This is a genomic window from Acidobacteriota bacterium (genome assembly GCA_016716435.1).
Taxonomy (GTDB): domain Bacteria; phylum Acidobacteriota; class Blastocatellia; order Pyrinomonadales; family Pyrinomonadaceae; genus OLB17.
In genome coordinates, this window is the sequence record JADJWI010000008.1 from 931,749 (window position 1) to 950,497 (window position 18,749).

The 18,749-nt window shown below is 53.3% G+C and carries 13 protein-coding genes; 2 read left to right on the forward strand and 11 right to left on the reverse strand.

Annotated elements, in window-relative coordinates; genetic code table 11:
• Positions 1-48: 48 nt before the first annotated feature.
• The 3 genes from IPM21_16260 to wecB are packed head-to-tail and all read right to left on the reverse strand — an operon-like array spanning position 49 to position 4,181.
• On the reverse strand, positions 49-1,281 hold the full coding sequence (locus IPM21_16260) for a DegT/DnrJ/EryC1/StrS family aminotransferase (protein ID MBK9165426.1): 1,233 nt from the start codon (positions 1,279-1,281) through the stop codon (positions 49-51).
• Positions 1,282-1,320: 39 nt separating this feature from the next.
• Positions 1,321-3,012 carry a glycosyltransferase gene (locus IPM21_16265; GenBank protein ID MBK9165427.1) on the reverse strand — a complete coding sequence of 564 codons (1,692 nt, stop codon included), beginning with the start codon at positions 3,010-3,012 and terminating at the stop codon, positions 1,321-1,323.
• 56 nt (positions 3,013-3,068) lie between these two features.
• Entirely contained in the window at positions 3,069-4,181 is a 1,113-nt protein-coding gene (gene wecB / locus IPM21_16270) for a UDP-N-acetylglucosamine 2-epimerase (non-hydrolyzing) (GenBank protein MBK9165428.1), read from the reverse strand.
• A gap of 579 nt (positions 4,182-4,760) precedes the next feature.
• Here wecB and IPM21_16275 point away from each other — a divergent pair.
• Positions 4,761-7,229, forward strand: a complete 2,469-nt coding sequence (locus IPM21_16275) for a VCBS repeat-containing protein (protein ID MBK9165429.1) — start codon at positions 4,761-4,763, stop codon at positions 7,227-7,229.
• A gap of 328 nt (positions 7,230-7,557) precedes the next feature.
• The gene (locus IPM21_16280) at positions 7,558-8,034 is read left to right on the forward strand and encodes a class I SAM-dependent methyltransferase (GenBank protein ID MBK9165430.1); all 477 of its coding nucleotides are present in this window, start codon (positions 7,558-7,560) and stop codon (positions 8,032-8,034) included.
• Positions 8,035-8,130: 96 nt separating this feature from the next.
• Here the strand turns inward: IPM21_16280 and IPM21_16285 are convergent, their stop codons facing one another.
• The 8 genes from IPM21_16285 to IPM21_16320 all read right to left on the reverse strand — a co-directional run bounded on the left by IPM21_16285 (position 8,131) and on the right by IPM21_16320 (position 18,722).
• Positions 8,131-8,763, reverse strand: a complete 633-nt coding sequence (locus IPM21_16285) for a YdcF family protein (protein MBK9165431.1) — start codon at positions 8,761-8,763, stop codon at positions 8,131-8,133.
• Between the two features lie 76 nt (positions 8,764-8,839).
• The gene (locus IPM21_16290; protein MBK9165432.1) at positions 8,840-10,156 is read right to left on the reverse strand and encodes a nucleotide sugar dehydrogenase; all 1,317 of its coding nucleotides are present in this window, start codon (positions 10,154-10,156) and stop codon (positions 8,840-8,842) included.
• A 129-nt stretch (positions 10,157-10,285) separates the two neighbouring features.
• Entirely contained in the window at positions 10,286-11,659 is a 1,374-nt protein-coding gene (locus tag IPM21_16295) for a DUF2029 domain-containing protein (protein ID MBK9165433.1), read from the reverse strand.
• 324 nt (positions 11,660-11,983) lie between these two features.
• Complete coding sequence (locus tag IPM21_16300; protein ID MBK9165434.1) at positions 11,984-13,444, reverse strand: hypothetical protein; 1,461 nt, start codon at positions 13,442-13,444, stop codon at positions 11,984-11,986.
• A 55-nt stretch (positions 13,445-13,499) separates the two neighbouring features.
• Positions 13,500-14,843 (reverse strand): glycosyltransferase family 39 protein, encoded by a 1,344-nt coding sequence (locus IPM21_16305; protein ID MBK9165435.1) that lies wholly within the window; start codon positions 14,841-14,843, stop codon positions 13,500-13,502.
• Positions 14,844-15,082: 239 nt separating this feature from the next.
• Positions 15,083-16,369 (reverse strand): glycosyltransferase, encoded by a 1,287-nt coding sequence (locus IPM21_16310; protein ID MBK9165436.1) that lies wholly within the window; start codon positions 16,367-16,369, stop codon positions 15,083-15,085.
• Between the two features lie 37 nt (positions 16,370-16,406).
• The gene (gene asnB / locus IPM21_16315; GenBank protein MBK9165437.1) at positions 16,407-18,323 is read right to left on the reverse strand and encodes an asparagine synthase (glutamine-hydrolyzing); all 1,917 of its coding nucleotides are present in this window, start codon (positions 18,321-18,323) and stop codon (positions 16,407-16,409) included.
• A 27-nt stretch (positions 18,324-18,350) separates the two neighbouring features.
• Positions 18,351-18,722, reverse strand: coding sequence for a phosphomannose isomerase type II C-terminal cupin domain (locus IPM21_16320; GenBank protein MBK9165438.1), 372 nt, complete (start codon positions 18,720-18,722; stop codon positions 18,351-18,353).
• Positions 18,723-18,749 lie beyond the last annotated feature (27 nt).

The following is an 18,749-nucleotide window of genomic DNA, read 5'->3' on the forward strand; positions in this document are numbered from 1 at the left end:
GCCCGTTGACTAGATCGCCGGGCCCGCGGTCCGACGCTCGGCCGCCGGCTAGGCGATTCGGATTGCTTCTGCCGCCTCCTTGATCGAGGCCACAAGGAAATTGGCATGCTCCGCAGTGTATTTTTCGTTGATCGGGAGCACGAGAACATCGTGAAGCCCCTTAAAGGTTCCTGGGAAGTGTTCTTCACTGTAATCGACCGCTTCCGGCCTCGCTAAGTTGAAGGGATAGTGGCTGTCGCCGAATGTGTTCTGCTCCGCAAACACTTTGCACCGGAACGCCGGCTTTACGACGTATCGCGGGGCCGAAGCCACATCATAGACCTTAAGAGCTTTCGCCAGGCCGACAGAGCCATCCGCCAGCTTCGCGTCATCTACCCGGAGGCAATATTTCCAATACGTCATTGTCGAGCCCTCTGCGGCTTCGTAGCTCTCAATGCCGTCGATGTCTTTGAGGCCCTCGTGCAGTATTCCCGCGATCTTCCTTCGCTGCTCCACACAGGCATCAAGCTTCTTTAGCTGCTCGTAGGCCAGTGCTGCCTGCAGTTCCGTCATCCGGTAATTGAGCGAGGCAAAATAATGGTCCGGGTTCGGGTCGCCGTATCCCCAGGCCTTGTTTATAAAGAGATACATTCGGCGGGCCAGAGCATCGTCATTTGTCACGACTATGCCGCCTTCGCCCGTGGTCATATGCTTGCCCTGTTGAAATGAGAAAGCGCCGATCTTGCCGATCGTCCCTACATATTTGCCGTCGCACTGCGCGAGAAAAGATTGTGCCGTATCTTCGATGACCGGTATTCCCCGTGAATCCGCAAGTTCCATTATCGCCTTCATCTCGCAGGGGTTTCCGAACAGGTGAGTCACAATGATCGCTTTTGTTTTCTCTGACAGCACCCTCTCGATGGTCTCTGCGGTAACGTTCAGCGTCTTCGGGTCAACATCGGCAAAGACCGGTATCGCCCCCTGAAAGACGATCGGGGTCAGTGCCCCCATGTCCGTTATCGATGTGGTGACGATCTCATCACCCGGGTTCGGGTTTATCGCCGCTATCGCAACGTGGACCGCGGCCGAGCCCGAGTTGCACGCATAGGCATATTTTACGCCCAGCCGTTTTGCAAATGCTTCCTCAAGCATCCGGCCGTATTTCCCCTTGGTCGTTATCAAAGTGCCGGTGTTGATTACATCCGCGATCGCATCCAGCTCTTCTTTGCCAAATGAACGGCCGCTTATGTCCTGATCCGAAGGCAGTTTGATATTTACTTCACTTGTTGCTGTTGTTGCCATGATTCCTTCCTTTTATTTATCTTCGTTTGTGGTCGATGGTTATTTGATGGCTTCTTCCTGCGAAGAAGGTCTAATAGAAGCCGTTTTCCCGAATATTCGCATTTTTGCAAGTCTTGCGAGCAACTTCAAATGCCCTGCTATCGTTTTGGCGGTCTTCATCTTTGAGAGGCCGAAAAGTCGCACCTCGAGCACCGCCGGATGCTCCACGATCGTTGCACCTTCGATATGCAGCTTCCCGAGTAGCTCCGCTACGCCCAAAAAGCCTGTTTCCTTGATCTCGATGTCTGCTACCGATGACCGGCGATATATGCGAAAACAGCTTGTATAGGTCGCAAGTTCACTTTTTAATGTCTTGCGGTAAAGAAATGATGCTCCTCTTGAGAGAAATAATCGCCAACCGGGAACATTCTTCACCCGGCCGCCAATGTGGTACGGGGAGGCTGTGACCAGATCGACCCCATTCTTGAATAATGGAAGCATCGCCGCGATCTCATATGGATCGTATGTGCAATCACAATCGATCGAACAGACTATCTCCGTCGTTGAGGCACGGATCCCGGTCATTATGGCCCCGGCGACCCCCAGGTTCTTCTCGTGTCGGATGATCCTAAAGTTCTTGTCGTTTCCGAAATACTCTGCCAATTTGTCGTAGGTCGCGTCCGTACTCTTGTCATCAACGAATGTCGCGTGCATCTCGTAGCCGCGCTCTGCAAGCTCGTGTCTTACGCCCTCGAGCGTTTTGGCCAGATAGGGAAGCGACTCAACCTCGTTGTAGCACGGGACCACAACCGTCACCGGTGTTTCTGTCGGCGTCTTTGCTCCATCTGCGAAGGCAATGGCGGATGTTTGGCCCTTGAATTCCATTTCGCCTCGGTCCGCGGCTAGCGAGCCCTCGAGTCCAAGATGCCCTGCGACCGAATCGAACCTATGGGTCGTTAGCAGGTCGCGAACCACCCAGTCCATTTTGTCGAGCTTCCGGTAATGCCGGAGCTTGTTTCTCAGGCTCGCTGCCGAGATTCGCGGCTGCTCGGGGTCAAGTTCCCAAACGTGAAAGTAAAAGACGAACGGGCCTTTCTTCGCCTCGTCCCATCGCCTTATCGCATGCTTCGTTATCGAATATGGGATCTGCCTGATGTAGTTGCCGCCCGAGATCGGTACGAGGGCAGCAAAAAGGTCAATAGTCGAATACGGGAATTCCCATATCGGGCCCGAGGCCGTCTCGATGACCGATGCCGTTCTCAGCTCCCGAGCATCCTTTCGTACCGGCAGGAATGAGGCGTCATAGGCCATTCCCTCTTCGGCCAATGCATCAAGCACCCATGCGTCCCGAGCAAAGCTTAATTTTTCGGCCGCCCGATGCCCGAGCACCTTTTGGCCCGTCGCCGATTCTATCGCTAGCGTCGTGCGGTCAAGGTCTGCCTTGAATTCGTCGCGTGAGAGGTTCACCAGGCCGCGATGATAAAATCCCCGGCTCGCCACCTCGTGTCCGCGTCGGGCGATCTCTTTGATCAGGCCGGGATTCTGTTCCGCTATCCATCCGAGTACAAAGAAAGTAGCTTTTGTATCAGATTTGTCGAGCAGCTCGAGGGCCTTTTCCGTGTTTTGCTCGTACCGGGTTTGAAAATTGGGCCAATTCCGCTTTCTTATCAGCGAATCGAACGCTCCGACGTGGAAATAATCTTCGACCAGGATCGTCAGAAGGTGGGTTTTATCATTTGATCTGGACGTCATTGGGATATAACTTTCATTCCTTGACGCATTCACCGTCCGACTTTTGCCGAAGAAAACTAAAGTTTTCGCAATATCACGTCAATTATCTTTTCCGCCGACTTGCCGTCGCCAAAAGGGTTCTTGCGCTGTCTCACCGATCTGATCCACGTCTCGTCGCGATAGTTGGCCTCCAGATGCCGCTTTAGCGAGCTCGGCGAGCGGCCGACAAGCCGGGCAACACCTGCCTCTATCGCCTCCGGCCTTTCCGTGTTTTCGCGGATCACCAGCAGCGGCTTACCAAGGCTCGGAGCCTCTTCCTGGACTCCGCCCGAGTCTGAAACTATCAGCCACGATGACCGGATAAGGGCTATAAAGTCGCTATAGCCCGCAGGTTCCAGCAAAAATATTCGATCCGCTCCTTCCAAGATCTCTTTTGTTGCCCTCCGGACATTAGGATTCGGATGGACCGGGAAAAAGAGCGAGGTGTCCTTGTGCGTCTCGATGAACGCTTTCAAGACCCTTAAGTTTCCTTCCATTGCCTCGCCAAAGCTCTCGCGTCTGTGGGTGGTGAGCAAGATCCGCCTTGTGGATTCGGTGGCGGCAAGCAGCTTGGCAAGCTTCGGGTTCGGCACGGCCGTCGCCGCAAACCTGAGCAGGGAATCGACGACCGGATTTCCCGTAACGGCGATGTTCGCTCGCGGCACGCCTTCTGCGATAAGCGTCTCTCGGTTGCGCCGGGTTGCCGCAAAGTGCAGGTCTGCGAGCTGTGTGATCAACCGCCGGTTCATTTCCTCCGGGAAGGGGTTTTTCGGGTCGCCCGAACGTAGGCCAGCCTCGACATGGCCGATTTTGATGCCTAGGTTGAAAGCTGCGATCGCTCCCGCTAGTGCGGTCGTCGTATCGCCCTGGACCAGCAAGATGTCCGGCTTCTCGCCTTTAAGGATCGTATCGAGCTTCGCGATTGCCCGTGATGCTACGTCGTTTGGCGTCTGGCCGCGGCGCATTATCCGGAGGTCGATGTCGATCTTCAAAGAAAATTCATCAAGGAAAGGCCGGAGCAGATCCGTGTGCTGGCTTGATGAGATGGTCGTGGTTGGGAGCCCTCTCTTCCTCGCCGCCTCGATCACCGGGGCCAGCTTGATCAATTCCGGGCGGGTGCCAAAAAGCACTGTCGTTTTTGGGAGTGGCACTTCTCGGGTCATTGACCGGATTATAGCCGAATTTGAACCGTATCGGGAATGCCGCGGCTTACAAATTTACACGAGTGTTAGATTCATTTGCCGGGCTTTTCTTGCTTACAATTGCCGCCTCCGTTCGTTCGGTGCCCCCTCGCCCTGCGATTTCCTGTTCGGTCAAATTGACATAACGCATTCCCGTTTATTAGACTTCCGTTTTACAAGGCCGGCTGAACACCAAGCAAGCTTTCTGGAATCATCGGCTCTTTCAAGGTTTTCTTTAAATGTGGAAAACCGTTTCGGGCTCCCCAGCCCATATTCCCAATACTGAACAGTTGGATGTCATATTGACCGATAGTTGCTATCGGCTGCCCCTCACAAGATTTGATCTGTTGAACATCTGTTCATCGGTCTCCGTCCCACAAATTTGCCCAGAGTTTCGTTTCGCAGAAGATCGCGGATAGGCTCCAACCTGTCCATTTCTGCTAGATCTTTTCGGCTGGCCCAGGAGCCGTCGCCCTGAACGCTAGGCAGGTTTTTGTCTGAGCTGTACCCTGCGGCCGTCGCACTAAACAGTCCCGTACGGAGGAATTCATGTTCTCGATCTCAAGTCTTAGGCTCTACACTTTGAAGTCCGTTTTGATCGGTTTGGGTAGCATCTCATGCGTAAGCGTGATGCAAACGCCCGCCGAGGCCGCCACCCTCAATGTCCCGAGCTCGCAATACCCGACCATCCAGTCTGCCATCAATGCCGCCAACCGCGGCGATACGATAGTTGTTGAAGCGGGCCGGACCTATACCGAGAACCTGGTTCTCCGGTACAAGAGTGGTTCGGGCTACGTCACTATTCAGAGTTCGGCTTTAGGGAGTTTACCAACGGCGGGGAATAGAGTTGCTCCGGCTGATGCTTCTAATATGCCGACGATTCGCTCGACGGCGGCGGGGGCGACATCGCCCATTAATACCGTATCGGGGTCAAACCCGACTGGTTATTACAAACTGATCGGGCTGAACATTCTTCGGCATAATTCGACATCACAGCAGCAGGTATTGTTGCGGCTTGGGACGGAAGGGACGAGTCAGGATACGCTTGCCGAAACGCCGCACAACATCATTATCGACCGTTGCTTGATACGCGGCTCGGACGCGGGGCAGACCCGTCGAGGCATTCAACTCAATGTAAAGGATTCGCAGGTCATCAATAGTTACATTGATAACTTTTGGGAAACCGACACGGAGAGCCACGGCATACTTGGCTACAACGGAACGAACAGCGTCCTGATAGCCAATAACTTCATCGAGGGAGCAAGCATCAATATCCTGATAGGCGGGGCTGACCCATCGGCAGAGGAAATGATGCCGACCGACATCACGATAGAGCATAACCATTTCTTTAAGCGGCTTTCGTGGATAGGCGACGGTGCGAAGGATATAAAGAACTTGCTTGAGTTCAAGTTGGGCATTGGGCTAACGATACGCAATAACATTTTTGAGAACAGTTGGGCCGACGCACAGGACGGACGGGGCATCCATTTCAGTAACCGGGGTTCGGCATCCGCTCCGTGGTCAACTGTCAAGAACGTCGTATTTGAATACAACATAGTCAAGAACGTCGGCAACGGCATATCGTTCCTTGTTGAAGATGATTTTTCGACAACCGTTGCTCAGGACAATATGGCTATCCGCAACAATCTGGTCATCACAGAAGGCGATGACAACGGCGGCTCAGGATGGGCGTTGCTGTTCGTGGCAGGCCAATCAGACGGCAACGATTACGACATAGATCATAATACGTTCATCCAAAAACCCGGCAGCAACCGTTTTATTGACAGCGACGGCGGGACGGATTTCATTACTAATCTAAGCGTCACTAACAACATCGTCGCGGGCGACAGCGGCGACATCGGACGCATTGCCTGTGACGGCAATGCGGGCGAGACCGCCCTTAATTCACTGGTCGATGGTGCGTGGACGTTTTCAACGAACCTTGTTCGGCGCAGTTCATCTGGGATGCCGGCCGGCAACTTTTATGTTTCGTCAACGTCGGCGATCGGGTTTGCAAATCCAACTGCCGGCGACTATCGGCTTTCTTCCGGTTCACCGTATAAGGGCCGTGCACCGGGCAATAAGGACATAGGTTCAGATATTGTAGGACTGAATTCTCGAACCGCTTGTGTCGTTTCCGGGCGGCGAAGCGACTGTGCCGCAACAGGTTCGACAGCATTCGACTTTGATGGTGACGGCAGGGCCGATGTATCACTTTTTAGGCCGTCCGATGGTGTTTGGTATCTGAATCGCAGCCGTGATGGCAGCACAGGTGTTAACTTCGGCATTTCTACCGACAAGGTCACTCCGGCTGATTTCGATGGCGATGGCAAGGCCGATATCGCCGTCTTTCGTCCCGAAAACAACATCTGGTACGTGCTCAATAGCTCTAGCTGGTCTCTTTCCGTAAGTTACTTTGGGAGTGTCGGTGATCTTCCCGTTCCGTCCGATTATGATGGCGACGGACGGGCCGAGTTTGCCGTCTGGCGCCCGTCTGATGGCACTTGGTATCGCGCCAATAGCACTGACGGCCAGTTTGTTGCTTCGCAGTTCGGCGTCGCGGGGGACCGGCCCGCCCTCGGCGATTACGATGGCGATGGCCGTGCGGACCTTGCCGTGTTTCGTCCATCCACCGGTGTCTGGTACCTGCTGCGTTCATCCGCCGGTTTCGCCGCATTCAAGTTCGGTATCGGGGGTGACGTGATAACGCCTGCCGATTTCAGCGGCGATGGGCGTACCGATATTGCGGTGTTTCGTCCTTCGAACGGAACCTGGTACCGGTTCGATCAATCGACCGGCCATATGACCGTATTCCAGTTTGGGACTGCCGCCGACCTGCCTGTTCCCGCCGACTACGACGGCGATGGCAAGGCCGATCTCGCCGTTTTCCGCCCCGCCACCGGTCTCTGGTATTTTCAGAAAAGCACCGAGGGCTACTCTACACTTCGCTATGGTTCCATCGGCGATACTCCGCTGGCGGCTCTTAGCTATGCCAACCTGCCTGCCTCAGCAAACTGATTCCACTCTAACTCGCCGTAAGTAGGGTATTGTTTTCCATTAGACGACATGCTTCTTGCGGTATCCTTTGCTCGTAAGTTAGAATTTCGGTGGTTCCGTTCGGCATTCAACGAGCCACGAACGATCGCCTGCGGTTGACCGCTTCGCCGAGGGAGGAAAGCTTATCAGGGAGAAAGAACGGCAAGAAAATACCTACGTAAAACCGGTTACCAAAGCAGATGATTTCCAGAGCTTTAACCGGGACAAGTTCAGCGGTTATGATTCATATCTTGCCGCGGAGTGGGAGCTCTTCAAGAAGAACGATTCGCGCTATCAAGCATTCCTTTCATTGGCTAACGCGGCACCTGTCCGTCGGGTCGCGGACATCGGGTGTGGAGCTGGTCAGGAGATGCTACCCTTCATTGCAAACGGTGCGTTTGGATGCGGTCTCGACTACGTTCCTGAAACCGGACAGGTTGGCCGCCGGCTCTATGAAGATGAAGGGCTTGGAGATAGGGTTGCTTTTCTCCGTGGTAGCGGCGACCTTTTACCGTTTGCCGATTCTCGGTTTGATGTTGTTGTCTGTAGGGGGGCGATAATGTTCATGAATAATGAACAGGCGATTGCTGAATTTGCACGCATTTTGCGTGATGGCGGCCAACTTTTCCTTATGTTAGGCTCGGCTTCTTGGGGAGTTTGGGGATCTTTGCGGCCGTTTCCTATCGCGGTACCTCGGTCTGGGGGGGGGGTGGGTGCTGGGGGGGGGTTGGGGCGGCGGGGCGGGGAAGCCGATTCAATCCGCAGCTCCCTTTATTGTATTTGCTAAGAATCCTACCGGTAAGTGATAAAGCACCGGGGTTCTCGTTCTCCGTAAAGCTACAACTTCGGAAGCATTCGTTCGAAAGGCAGATCAGAAAATACATTACCCTTCCTCAGCGAAAGCCATCTTCATGTACTCACTGATAACTATTCGCCAGTTCATCGGCCTAAGCCACCAACCGACGTTCGGCACATCAAGGCCCGACACCGATGGATGCACTATACCGATCGATCTGCGTTCGCTATACGCGTCGGTGATTGACAGATAGGTGATCAGGGCTCGGCGGGTGTGATAGGGTGAGGTAACGATCAGCAGCCGCCCGTAACCTTTGTCGCGGCAAAATGCCAGTACCTTTTTGGCCTCTACTTCGGTACCGATCTCGCCCCGGTCACGGATAGGTTCCGGAATTTCTTCTATTGCCGCCTCGGGAACTCCGTTTGCGATTAGCAGCCATCGGGCTTTTTCTACGAAATAGGGGTTTCGCCCTAGCTCATTGTTCCAACCGCCCTTCATTCCGTCATTTGTCAATATGATCCGCGGGGCTGCTCCTTCCCTGTAGAGTCGGGCGGCTTCCAGGTTCCTTTCCTCGTATTCGGCACTTCCGGCCAGCACGACTATCGCATCCGGATTCTCGACCGGCTGCGAAACCACCAGGTATCGCCCAAGAAGCCACGCCGTTGGTATCCATACCACAAAGGCCACCATTGCCGCGAGCCCGATCTTCCACAGATTCATAGCGAAAAGTAACCTCTTGACCAACGCTTCGGGCGTCCCGCTCGAGCCGGGTCCACTTGTCCGCACTTCCCGTCGCTTACCAGCATATTCCTTGGTAGTTTGGGCCGGTTTGGCGGTCGCCAAATATTCTCACAAGGTCGATGATCGTCGTCTTGCCCGCCGACGGAGTGTCGGCCAAGCCTGTGAATTCTTCGCTCTTGTTGCCGATCACGATAACCTCTGCGTGTTCGATCACCTCTGCGGCCGTTTCGGCCATCAGGCGTGAGATGTGCGGTATCTCCTGTTCGATGTATTGCTTGTTTGCCCCGACCAGCCGTGCAAGCGAGACCTCTTTGTCGTAGAGCCGCACGTCGTAGCCCTTGCCGATCATTCTTTCGATCACGGCAACCACCGGCGATTCGCGAAGGTCGTCCGTACCCGCCTTAAAAGCAAAGCCGAGAAATCCGATCTTTTTCTTGCCGGTCTTGGTTATCATCGTAACCGCCCGCTCGATCTGCAGGAGGTTGCTTTCAATCGTCGCTTCAAGTACCGGCACTGGCACGTCCAGTTGGCGTGCCTTGTATGTCAGTGCCCTCAGGTCCTTTGGCAGGCACGAGCCGCCGAATGCAAATCCGGGCTTCAGGTAATAGGGCGAAAGATTCAGCTTTGTGTCCTTTACAAAAACGTCCATTACCTCGTGGCTGTCAATGCCGGATTCCTTGCAGATATTCCCGATCTCGTTCGCAAATGCGACCTTCAGCCCGTGAAAACAATTGCAGGCATATTTTACCATTTCGGCTGCCTTGACCGATGTGATGTGTATCGGAGCGTCTATCATCCGATAAAGCTCCGTTAGCTGCTCGGCCGCCTCGGGCCGGTCAGCACCGATCAAGGTAAAGGGCGGAGCATAGAAGTCCTTTATCGAGCTGCCTTCGCGCAAAAATTCGGGATTGACGCATAGGTCGAACCCAACTCCCGCTGTTTTTCCGGACGTTCGCTCCAAAGCCGGCCTGACCACTGTTTCGATCGTACCCGGCAGCATCGTGCTCCGCATCACCACTAGGTGGCGGCCGTCCTTCATGGCGATCGCGGCACCGATCTGTTCGCTAACGCGTTCAACGTAGTCCAGCTTCAGCGAGCCGTTGTCGTTTGAGGGCGTGCCGACGCAGACCAGCGAAATATCTGTGCCCGCCACCGCCTCAGCCGTATCCGCGGTCGCTCGCAGCCGCCCTTCCCCGACGGCCTTTGCCGTCATCTCCGCTATGCCATCCTCCACTATCGGCGAAAGGCCCTTGTTGATATGTTCGACCTTGGTCGGGTTCACATCAACTCCGATAACATAGTGCCCCTCCGCCGCCAAACACGCCGCCGAAACCGCCCCAACGTACCCTAGTCCAAAAACGCTTATCATCATTAATCTAACAACTCTGAATCAACAAACACACTGGCGTTTCAGGCCGTCAACGCAGGCGTTTCTACCATGCTGCTTTCTAATAATCGATGCAATGTCTCATCCTTATGGAAACGATTGCGATCGGCTCGATCAACACTGCCCGTCACGACGCACATTGTGGGCGTCATTCTCACCAGTTTGAATTTTCCGGTAAGATTCCAACAGAAGCACCATCAAAAGCAACGCACCAAAGGGCAAAGAGACCGTTGCGATAAGGTCAAGAATAAACGAATCTGTTGCCGCGGCCGCGTATTGCGGCAAAATACTAAGCAAAAGAATGCTCCCAACGGCGAGAATCATGGTACGGACCGTGTCCCACTTCTCTCGGTACGCTAACATCCAAGCACAAATTATCGGAAGAAAAGCGAGCACATATGCATGTCGCCAACTTACAGGCGAAAACGGCAGAGTCCACAACAGGCTTGTAATCACCGCGACTACCGAACCAATCTCGGTAAATTGTCGTTTTCGCGCAACTACGATGAGCACCGAAGAATAGGTAGCAAATGCTAAAATCTTGAAAACAATTGTCGCATATCCGAAAAAGGAACCGTCCACTTTTTCGGGATAGTCCGCTGTAGAAAGGGATATTCCAGACAGCAGGGAGTATATAACACTTGAGAAGGACGCATTGGTGGAGACCGGAACCCCCTGCGACATTCCCGGCACTATTTTGAGAAAGAACTCATAGTGATTTTCCAGCCCCACAACCGAGATACTACCCAAAAGAAGCAAAACAAGAGAGGTCGAGTATGTGATACACCATTTCCATTGCCGACCGATCAACATCACTGGCAAAACCACGATCGGGGTCAGTTTAATAGACGTTGCAAGAGCGAGCGCAAACGCGCTGAAAAGTGGCGATCGTTTCAGTGTCGCGGAGCAGAACGCACAGAGCAACAGCATCAAAGAACCGACATTTCCGACCATAAGGAGATCCTGCATCGGAAGAGTAAATTCAAAGAATGCAACTGCGAGGGCCGCTAAAATGAAGCGTTCGGAATTTCTTGATACAAAAATGGAAAAGGTGAAGAAGATTCCGCAAAAGAGAAATAAGGTCAAAGCAAAGTGCCATACCATCGAAGCAGTATTGTATGGTAAATACGTAACTGGAATCATCAATACCGCGAATGGCGGCGGATAGAGATATTGCAAGCTCGATCTCGAAATATTGTCGAAGCCCGCGTACGTCGAAAGTGGGTCCGGCGGCATAAGCTGTGGATTGCCTTTCGGCCCGGTACCTCTGTCATCCGCTTGTCCATCTTTTGTTAACGAATAGAGGCGTCTATCGGATTGGCTGCTAGCCACTAGGCCCGCTGTATAATAAACAGCAAAATCAATGTGTTTGTCGCTTTTGGTTGGATCAAACACTTTTATCTCGCGCTGAATGAAGCCGCTGAACCAAACGACAAAAATAGTTAAGATCAAAAAAAGCGCGAATCGTCGATGTCCGAGGGGTTCCATATTCTAGCGTTGTCGGCAGTTTGCCAGTGATCTCAAGCCCCCCGCGAGGCATTGAACATATGATGCCGGGTGATTTGTGGAAAGAACGCGCAGGTAACTTCATAAACAAAACCAAGAATCAGAGTTTACCGTCGAGGACACAACCAATGTCTATAAGTGCATTTCCTGATTCCATGATGAAAAATCTTAACCCGCCTATCCGAATAAAAGTAAGTCGAATGTAGACCGACGCTAACGATGCTGTAATTCCGCGGCCTGAGAAAAGAACCGAGACCGCCCCCACATATCCAAGTCCAAAAACGCTAATTCGCATAGTTCTCCCGCTTACCGATCTGAAAGAGCAACAACAACGGAGTGCTCGGTCCGACCAATTACCACACCTTGGTTTTCGAATTCGCTCAAAGCACGGGTTGAAGGTTTGAACACCCAAACGTATCTATAATTGTTTAAAGTATGAGCCCTGTCTGATGGTAATATCTCGTTAGCACCCCGGCGATCAGGCAAATTTCTGAAAGCGAGTGGATGTTGTCCGCGTATAGCAAAGAGTCCGGGCCAGATAATGTCCCGGTCTATGCTTGCTAGGGCTATCGCCATGATAAGCGAACGTTCGGTTTTACTTGTCTGTTCCATGAATTCCTCGCCGTAAATGTCAAGAACGAAGCTTTTGCGAGGGACCGATTCAAATATTCGGGACTCCGCTATCAGCAGATCGCTCATCGAATCCCACCTATAGGCTACGGTGCCTTGGCGGATCCCGAAAACCGATAAGAATAATATCAGAATAGGAACGAACGGCCGATTCAGAACCTGAACGTCAAGCGACAGGAAAAACAAACAGAAAGCAGGAAGAATGATTCGCGCATCTGCATCGCCTGCAGTAAAAAGGAGGTTTGGAGCAGGGATGAACAGGAGAAAGAAAATACCCGAGATCGCCAGAAGCGCTCTATGAACGGACACAGTTCCTCTCGCAACAGCGATGATCGCAATTGCCGCAAAGATGCCATAACAGATGCCATCGATCAAGTAGTCGTAGCTGATTAGCGGCGATATCGCAAGGATAAGCTTCTTCGAGAAACCGGCCCATTCGAGGCCTCCGACGCTGCCGGAGCCGCTCAGGAAGGTAACGAACGCGATCGACGGCAACAGGAATAGGGCTCCGTCGCGTATCCAGTTCGAAATAGAACGTGTCCTTGATCCAGATTCCCACGCTTCGAATGTGTTGTATAGGATCAACGCCAAGGCCAAAAACGCAAACGATGACAGGTGCGAGAGATAGACCAGAATTGTTAAAACCGCCAGTGTCGCATAGCGGAGAACAGATAGTTCATCCCTCCACCGCATCCATAGCCCAAAGCAGACCAGGAATAGCGAAACGCTCAATACGTAGTTCAAATAGCCGTAGAAAAATGTTCCTCCATACAAGAGAAAAGGCGCGGCGAATGCCGTCAAGGTCGTCGTTCGGCCATGTGCCGCCATTGCTATCAACTGGCAGCCTAGAAAGAATGTCAATGCGACAATGGTAAGAAAGATCTTGAGCGTCGTCCAAATTCCGAATACCTTCGTCAGTGGAACGGCCAAGATGTCCAATGCAACATTCGGTATCGGCTCCAGGACAAGCTCAAAATTCCTCTGATAAAACTCGTTGCCTTCATAGTTTGCAAGGATATTGATCCGGGCTGCGTGATTCGGTAGGTCAACCAACGGCGGCACTTCGGGAACCCATATCGGCGCCACGAGCAGAACTAGGACTAGTGCTTGTATCAGCTTGAGGTAACTCTTATGCATAAAAGGGAGAACTCTCCGATCGTACGATTTCGCAAGCGGTCTGACCGTGGGCTAGCTATTCCGCCCGAGCCTTGAGTTGGTAGATCTTATAATGGGCTTGGTCGTAAACTAGCTCATAATCACGATTTAGGGTATCAACTACATGGTGGTATACCTCCGGCATTTGTTGCCGTTTGCCATCAAGAGCGTCCAAATAGACCTCTTCCAGTACAAAAAATCGAAATCGCCTGTTGCGTTCGAAACCAAGCCAGTGATCGTCAACGACCTGGCCGTCAAATCCTAGCGCGAAGGCCATCTCCGCACTCGCGGCTGTTACATCACCGGCCTTCGATCTCGCGCTTAAAAACGTTGCAGCGGCCGCGAACTGATCGGCATAAGCGTTCGACCTCATTTTGTACAAAAGCCCTCCAAGCTGCAAAAAAAGGACTCCGGCAATCATCATCGGCACGATGATCTTCAGAGTTCGCGACGCCCGGTACAAATGGACAGCGGAGACTGCGGTTATGATCGAGTACAGCGGAATAATATTCAGCAAGTAATAGCTAAGTTTTTGCCCGTCGAGTATTGTGAGCACGACAAAGAAAACTGATAGTAGGACTAGGCAGATCCTGACACCGCTGTGACGCCGCAGTTCCTTAAAAGCTAGTACCGTGATCAGCGAGACAAGATAGAGAACTAGAACACTGCTTTTTAACCAGATCGGCCCGGTCGATCCAAGTGAGTTTGGCCCAAGGCCGTACGCAACCGCATACCGTAATGTTAGCTCTTTGTAAATTGCCGATATTGGATCCGCCAATAGCTTCAGTCGTCCCCCATCGGCGGCGTTGCCCCCAAATTGCGACATAAAAAGTGCGGGTTCCTGCAGTATATAGGCACCCCATGCAAGACCGCCGATCAGGTAGGGAATGAACGAAAGAACCACATCTCTTGCCGATAAACGTGACCGGTCAAAATAGGCTGCAACTATCCAAAGCGCGAGAAAATAAAGAACACCTAGAAAATGGGTCAAACCCGACAAAACAACTAAGGTTTGCCCGACCAGCAGCGCCAAAAATAAATTTCTTTCTCTGAGTAGAAAATATGCCGCGATCGCCGACCATCCAAACGCGGAACAAATAATATCCATTCTCCCAAATGACGAGCCCATGACCACGACATAGTCAAACGAGAGTAGAGCTGCGGTCAATATCGCAATAGAATCATCCATGAAGAGCTTGCGGGATATAATAAAAACGGAAAGGACCAGCAAAAGTCCAAACATTGTCGAAAGCGAACGCATGGAAAGCAGGCTGAAGCCGAAAACCCGATACCACGCAGCTTGAAGCGGGTAATAGAGCGGAGCTGTCCAATAGGTATATCTGTCAAGTCCCTCGCGGTAACCCCGCGGCTCGATCACCAATGTTCCCGGTTTGCCATTGAATGCCAAGTTATATCCTGCCGCCGCGAACCACCCCTCATCGCTCCATGGTCGCTTCGTCAGGCTTGTCCCGAGACACAATGCAAGGAAAATGACCATAAGGACCAAGGTGATCCATTTGATACTTCCTAAAGTCGATAGCTGTTTGAGCATGCTGCTTCTGATTCTTCGGCTTTCGGCCGCGTGCGAAACTGTTAGGAACTAACATGGCTAACCGTTCGCTACGCCGAATGAAAGCTCTTTCCTGCCGTGGCCTTCGGTTCAAAGGCCGCAACTTGATGGGCCGTTTTGGCCTTCCCGACCGTCAAGGTGTTGTCCGCTATATCGGAAAATTGTTTCGCGATCCTGTGCCATGCAAATCTCCGTCGGACGATATTCGAACCCGATTCGGATAACCCGGCGGCGTATTCTAGATCAACAAAAAGCGAAACTATTGCTTGGCTAAATGTTGGTGGGTCATCGCGGAGCAGGATGTCTTTGCCGTCGGTTACCGGGAGTCCTTCGGCTCCGATGGTTGTTGAGACCACCGGAAGGCCCATTGCCATTGCTTCAAAGATCTTCAGCCGGGTGCCGCCGCCTATCCGGATCGGCACTACGAAAACGGCAGCCTCTCGCATATATGGGCGTACGTCATCGACCCGGCCGGTGACCTTTATTGATGGATCCCTTTTTGCCAGCTCAAGTATCTCCGGAAAAGGGTCGCGGCCGACCACCGTAAAGGTTGCCTCCGGTATCTCCTGCTTGATCCTCGGAAATATCTCCTTCGTGAACCACATTACGGCATCGCTGTTCGGCAGCCAGTCCATCGACCCCGTAAAGACGATGTTAGGTTTTGTGGTCCGGTCTCCGTTGACCGGCGTGAAATATTCGGTATCAACTCCGGTGCCGATCTCCTTGACGCGCTTATGGCCGTATTCGCTGCGAAATACCTCGCCGTCTTCCTTTGAAACTGCTACCACCGTGTCAAACCGCCTGCAGGCCTGCCGCTCGAATCTTCTTGCCCGTTCCCATTGCGATTTTAGGTAGGCTTTCTTCGGCATGCTTTCTGCGACCTCATAATGCCGTCGCCAGATCATCGCTTCGACGTTGTGTTGAAAGAGCAGAGTCGGGATGCCGATGCTTTTTTGTGGTAAGTTGATCGCCGGGTGGAGAAAGTCACATACCAATATGTCATGACGCCCGTCGGCAACCGTTGTTTCGATCGCTTGTTGCATTGCCGGCGAGCGGTATTTTGCAATAAAGTAGGGAAGCTTCGAAAAGAGGTTTCCGGCAAGTTCGCCGTAGAATCGCGGGCTGAATTTTGGCGCAACCTGGTGGGGGACCGTTATCAGTTCGCTGCAGTATTCTGCGGCAAGTTCCCGGGCGTCCGCGGCCGCCGTTCCATCGTCGAGCGTCAGATACGTGATCTCATGCTCCTTCTTCAGCTCGCGGAGCATTTGATAGGTCCGTATCCGCCCGCCCTTATCGACCGGGTGCAGAAGCTCGGTTTTTAGCCATAGTATCTTCACAAGTTTGAATCGTGCCTTCGCCGATCTAGGGTCTCCGCTATGCGGTTCTGGTGTCTGTGTCTACAAAACGCCGGTGCCAGATCTCAAGGTTTAGCAGGGCCCAGAGCCGTTCGTCATGGTTTTCGCCCTGCATATGCCTTTCAACCAGCTGCTTGACCTGCTTAGCGTCAAAAATGCCTCTGGCGAGTGCTCTTTCCGAAAGAACATATTCGTCAACTACGCTTCGAAATTTGCCGCGGAACCATTTTCCGACCGGTACCGGAAAGCCCATCTTGCCTCGGCTCAGTATCTCATCCGGAAGCGTGCCTTCCATCGCCTTTCTGAGCACATATTTCGTCGTCCGTCCGCGGAGCTTCATCCTCGTCGGCATCGCGGCCGTAAATTCGATCAGTTTATGGTCCAGAAAGGGGACCCGGCTCTCGATCGAGGCCGCCATCGACATCTGGTCCTGCTTCATCAGCAACTCGTGCAGGTAGGTCTTTGTATCCGCATAGAGCATTCGGTCGAGCAGGCTGCCGGTCTCCAACGAATCAAATAGCCGCGACATTTCTGCATAGGGGTCCGCCGAACCGTTCAGGCGTTCGCGGGTCGCCGGCGTCAGAAGGCTGTCCTGCATCGTGCGTGGAAAGACCGCAAAGTTGTCGAAATACATCGAATCGATCGTCGGTTCTACCGTGACAAAGCTCTTGCGGAGCTTATGCCTGATCTTTGACCGCAGTGGCAAGGCCTCGACCCCGCTGGCCAGAAGGCGTCTTGCCGCTCCCGGCAACAGCCCGTTGTAGAGCTTTCCGAGCCGAAGGTTCGCCAGCGTTCTCTTGTATCGCGGGTAGCCGGCAAGGCTCTCGTCGCTGCCTTCGCCCGTCAGCACTACCTTTACGTGCTTCGCTGCGAGCTTTGAAACAAAATAAAGCGCCACGCTCGAAGGATGGGCCAGCGGCTCATCCTCGTGCCAGACCAGCTCCGGTAATGCCTCAAAGAACTGCTCCGGCGTAACGACCACTTCGTGGTGGTCCGTGGTGAAACGTTCGGCGACCATCCTCGCGTATCTCAGCTCGTTGGCCTCGCGTTCGGCAAACCCGACCGAAAAGGTCTTGATCCGCGTCTCCACCATTTTCGCCATTGCCGCCGCGATAGCGCTCGAATCGATCCCGCCCGAAAGAAACATCCCAAGCGGAACGTCGGACATCAGCCTGAGTCGTACCGAGTCGTGAAAGAGTTCCGACCATCGTTCCACCCATTCGCGGTCGGATATGTTCTCGTCTTCGTTTCGTTCGAACGTGACGTCCCAGTATTTTCTCGTCTCGACCCGCCCGTTCTTCAGCGTCAGAGTGTGGCCGGGCAAAAGCCTTTTCGCCCCTCTAAAGAGCGTCAGCTCGCCCGAGTTGCCGTGGTTTGCTAGATAGTCCGTTAGCGAGCGGTATTCAAGTTCCGGCCGTACCGCACCCGCTTCGAGCAATGCCTTGATCTCCGAGGCGAAAAAAAGGCTGCCGTCCTCGCTGTGCACATAATATAACGGCTTGACCCCAAGCCGGTCGCGGGCAATAAAAAGCTCTTCTCCCTCCGCGTCCCAGATCGCAAATGCGAACATTCCCCGGAACTTTTCGATCGAGGCTGGCCCATACGCTTCATAGGCTTTGAGTATCGTCTCTGTGTCGGATGTTGTGCGAAAGGTGAAGCCGAGGCGTTCAAGTTCCGGCCTTAGCTCAAGGTGGTTATAGACCTCGCCGTTATAGACAATGACGAGCGAGCGGTCGTCGCTGAACATCGGCTGTTGGCCTGTCTTTAGGTCAACTATCGAAAGTCGACGGTGTCCGAGGCCCGCTCGCCCCGAGACGAAAAGGCCTTCTTCGTCCGGTCCGCGATGGGCCTGAACGTCGCGCATCCGGGCCAAGACCGATCCGTCGGCCGTTCGTCCCGAACTACGCGAATAGATTATGCCGTTAATGCCGCACATTTAAGCGATGTGAACTGGCTTGCGTATCTATGCCGCCCGCCCAAAATCGTCCTCCAGTCGCACAATGTCGTCCTCGCCTAGATAGGGGCCCTGCTGGACTTCGATGAAGACCAAATGTTCATCTCCGGGGTTTTCGACCCGATGTGCCGTCCCGACCTCGATATCCACCGCTTCGCCGGCCGTGACGAGGGTATCGCTTCCGTCGAGTGTTACCTTAGCCGTGCCGGCGACGACGAACCAATGCTCCGACCGCTGTGCATGTCTCTGATAGCTGAGCCGCTTGCCGGGCAGGACCTCGATCCGTTTGACCTTAAAGCCCTCGCCTTCATCAAGAACGGTAAAGCTGCCCCACGGCCGTTCGTCATATTTTGGAGAGTTTTCGTCGTTTACCAGAACCATAATGCTTAATATTCCCGCCGCCCTCGG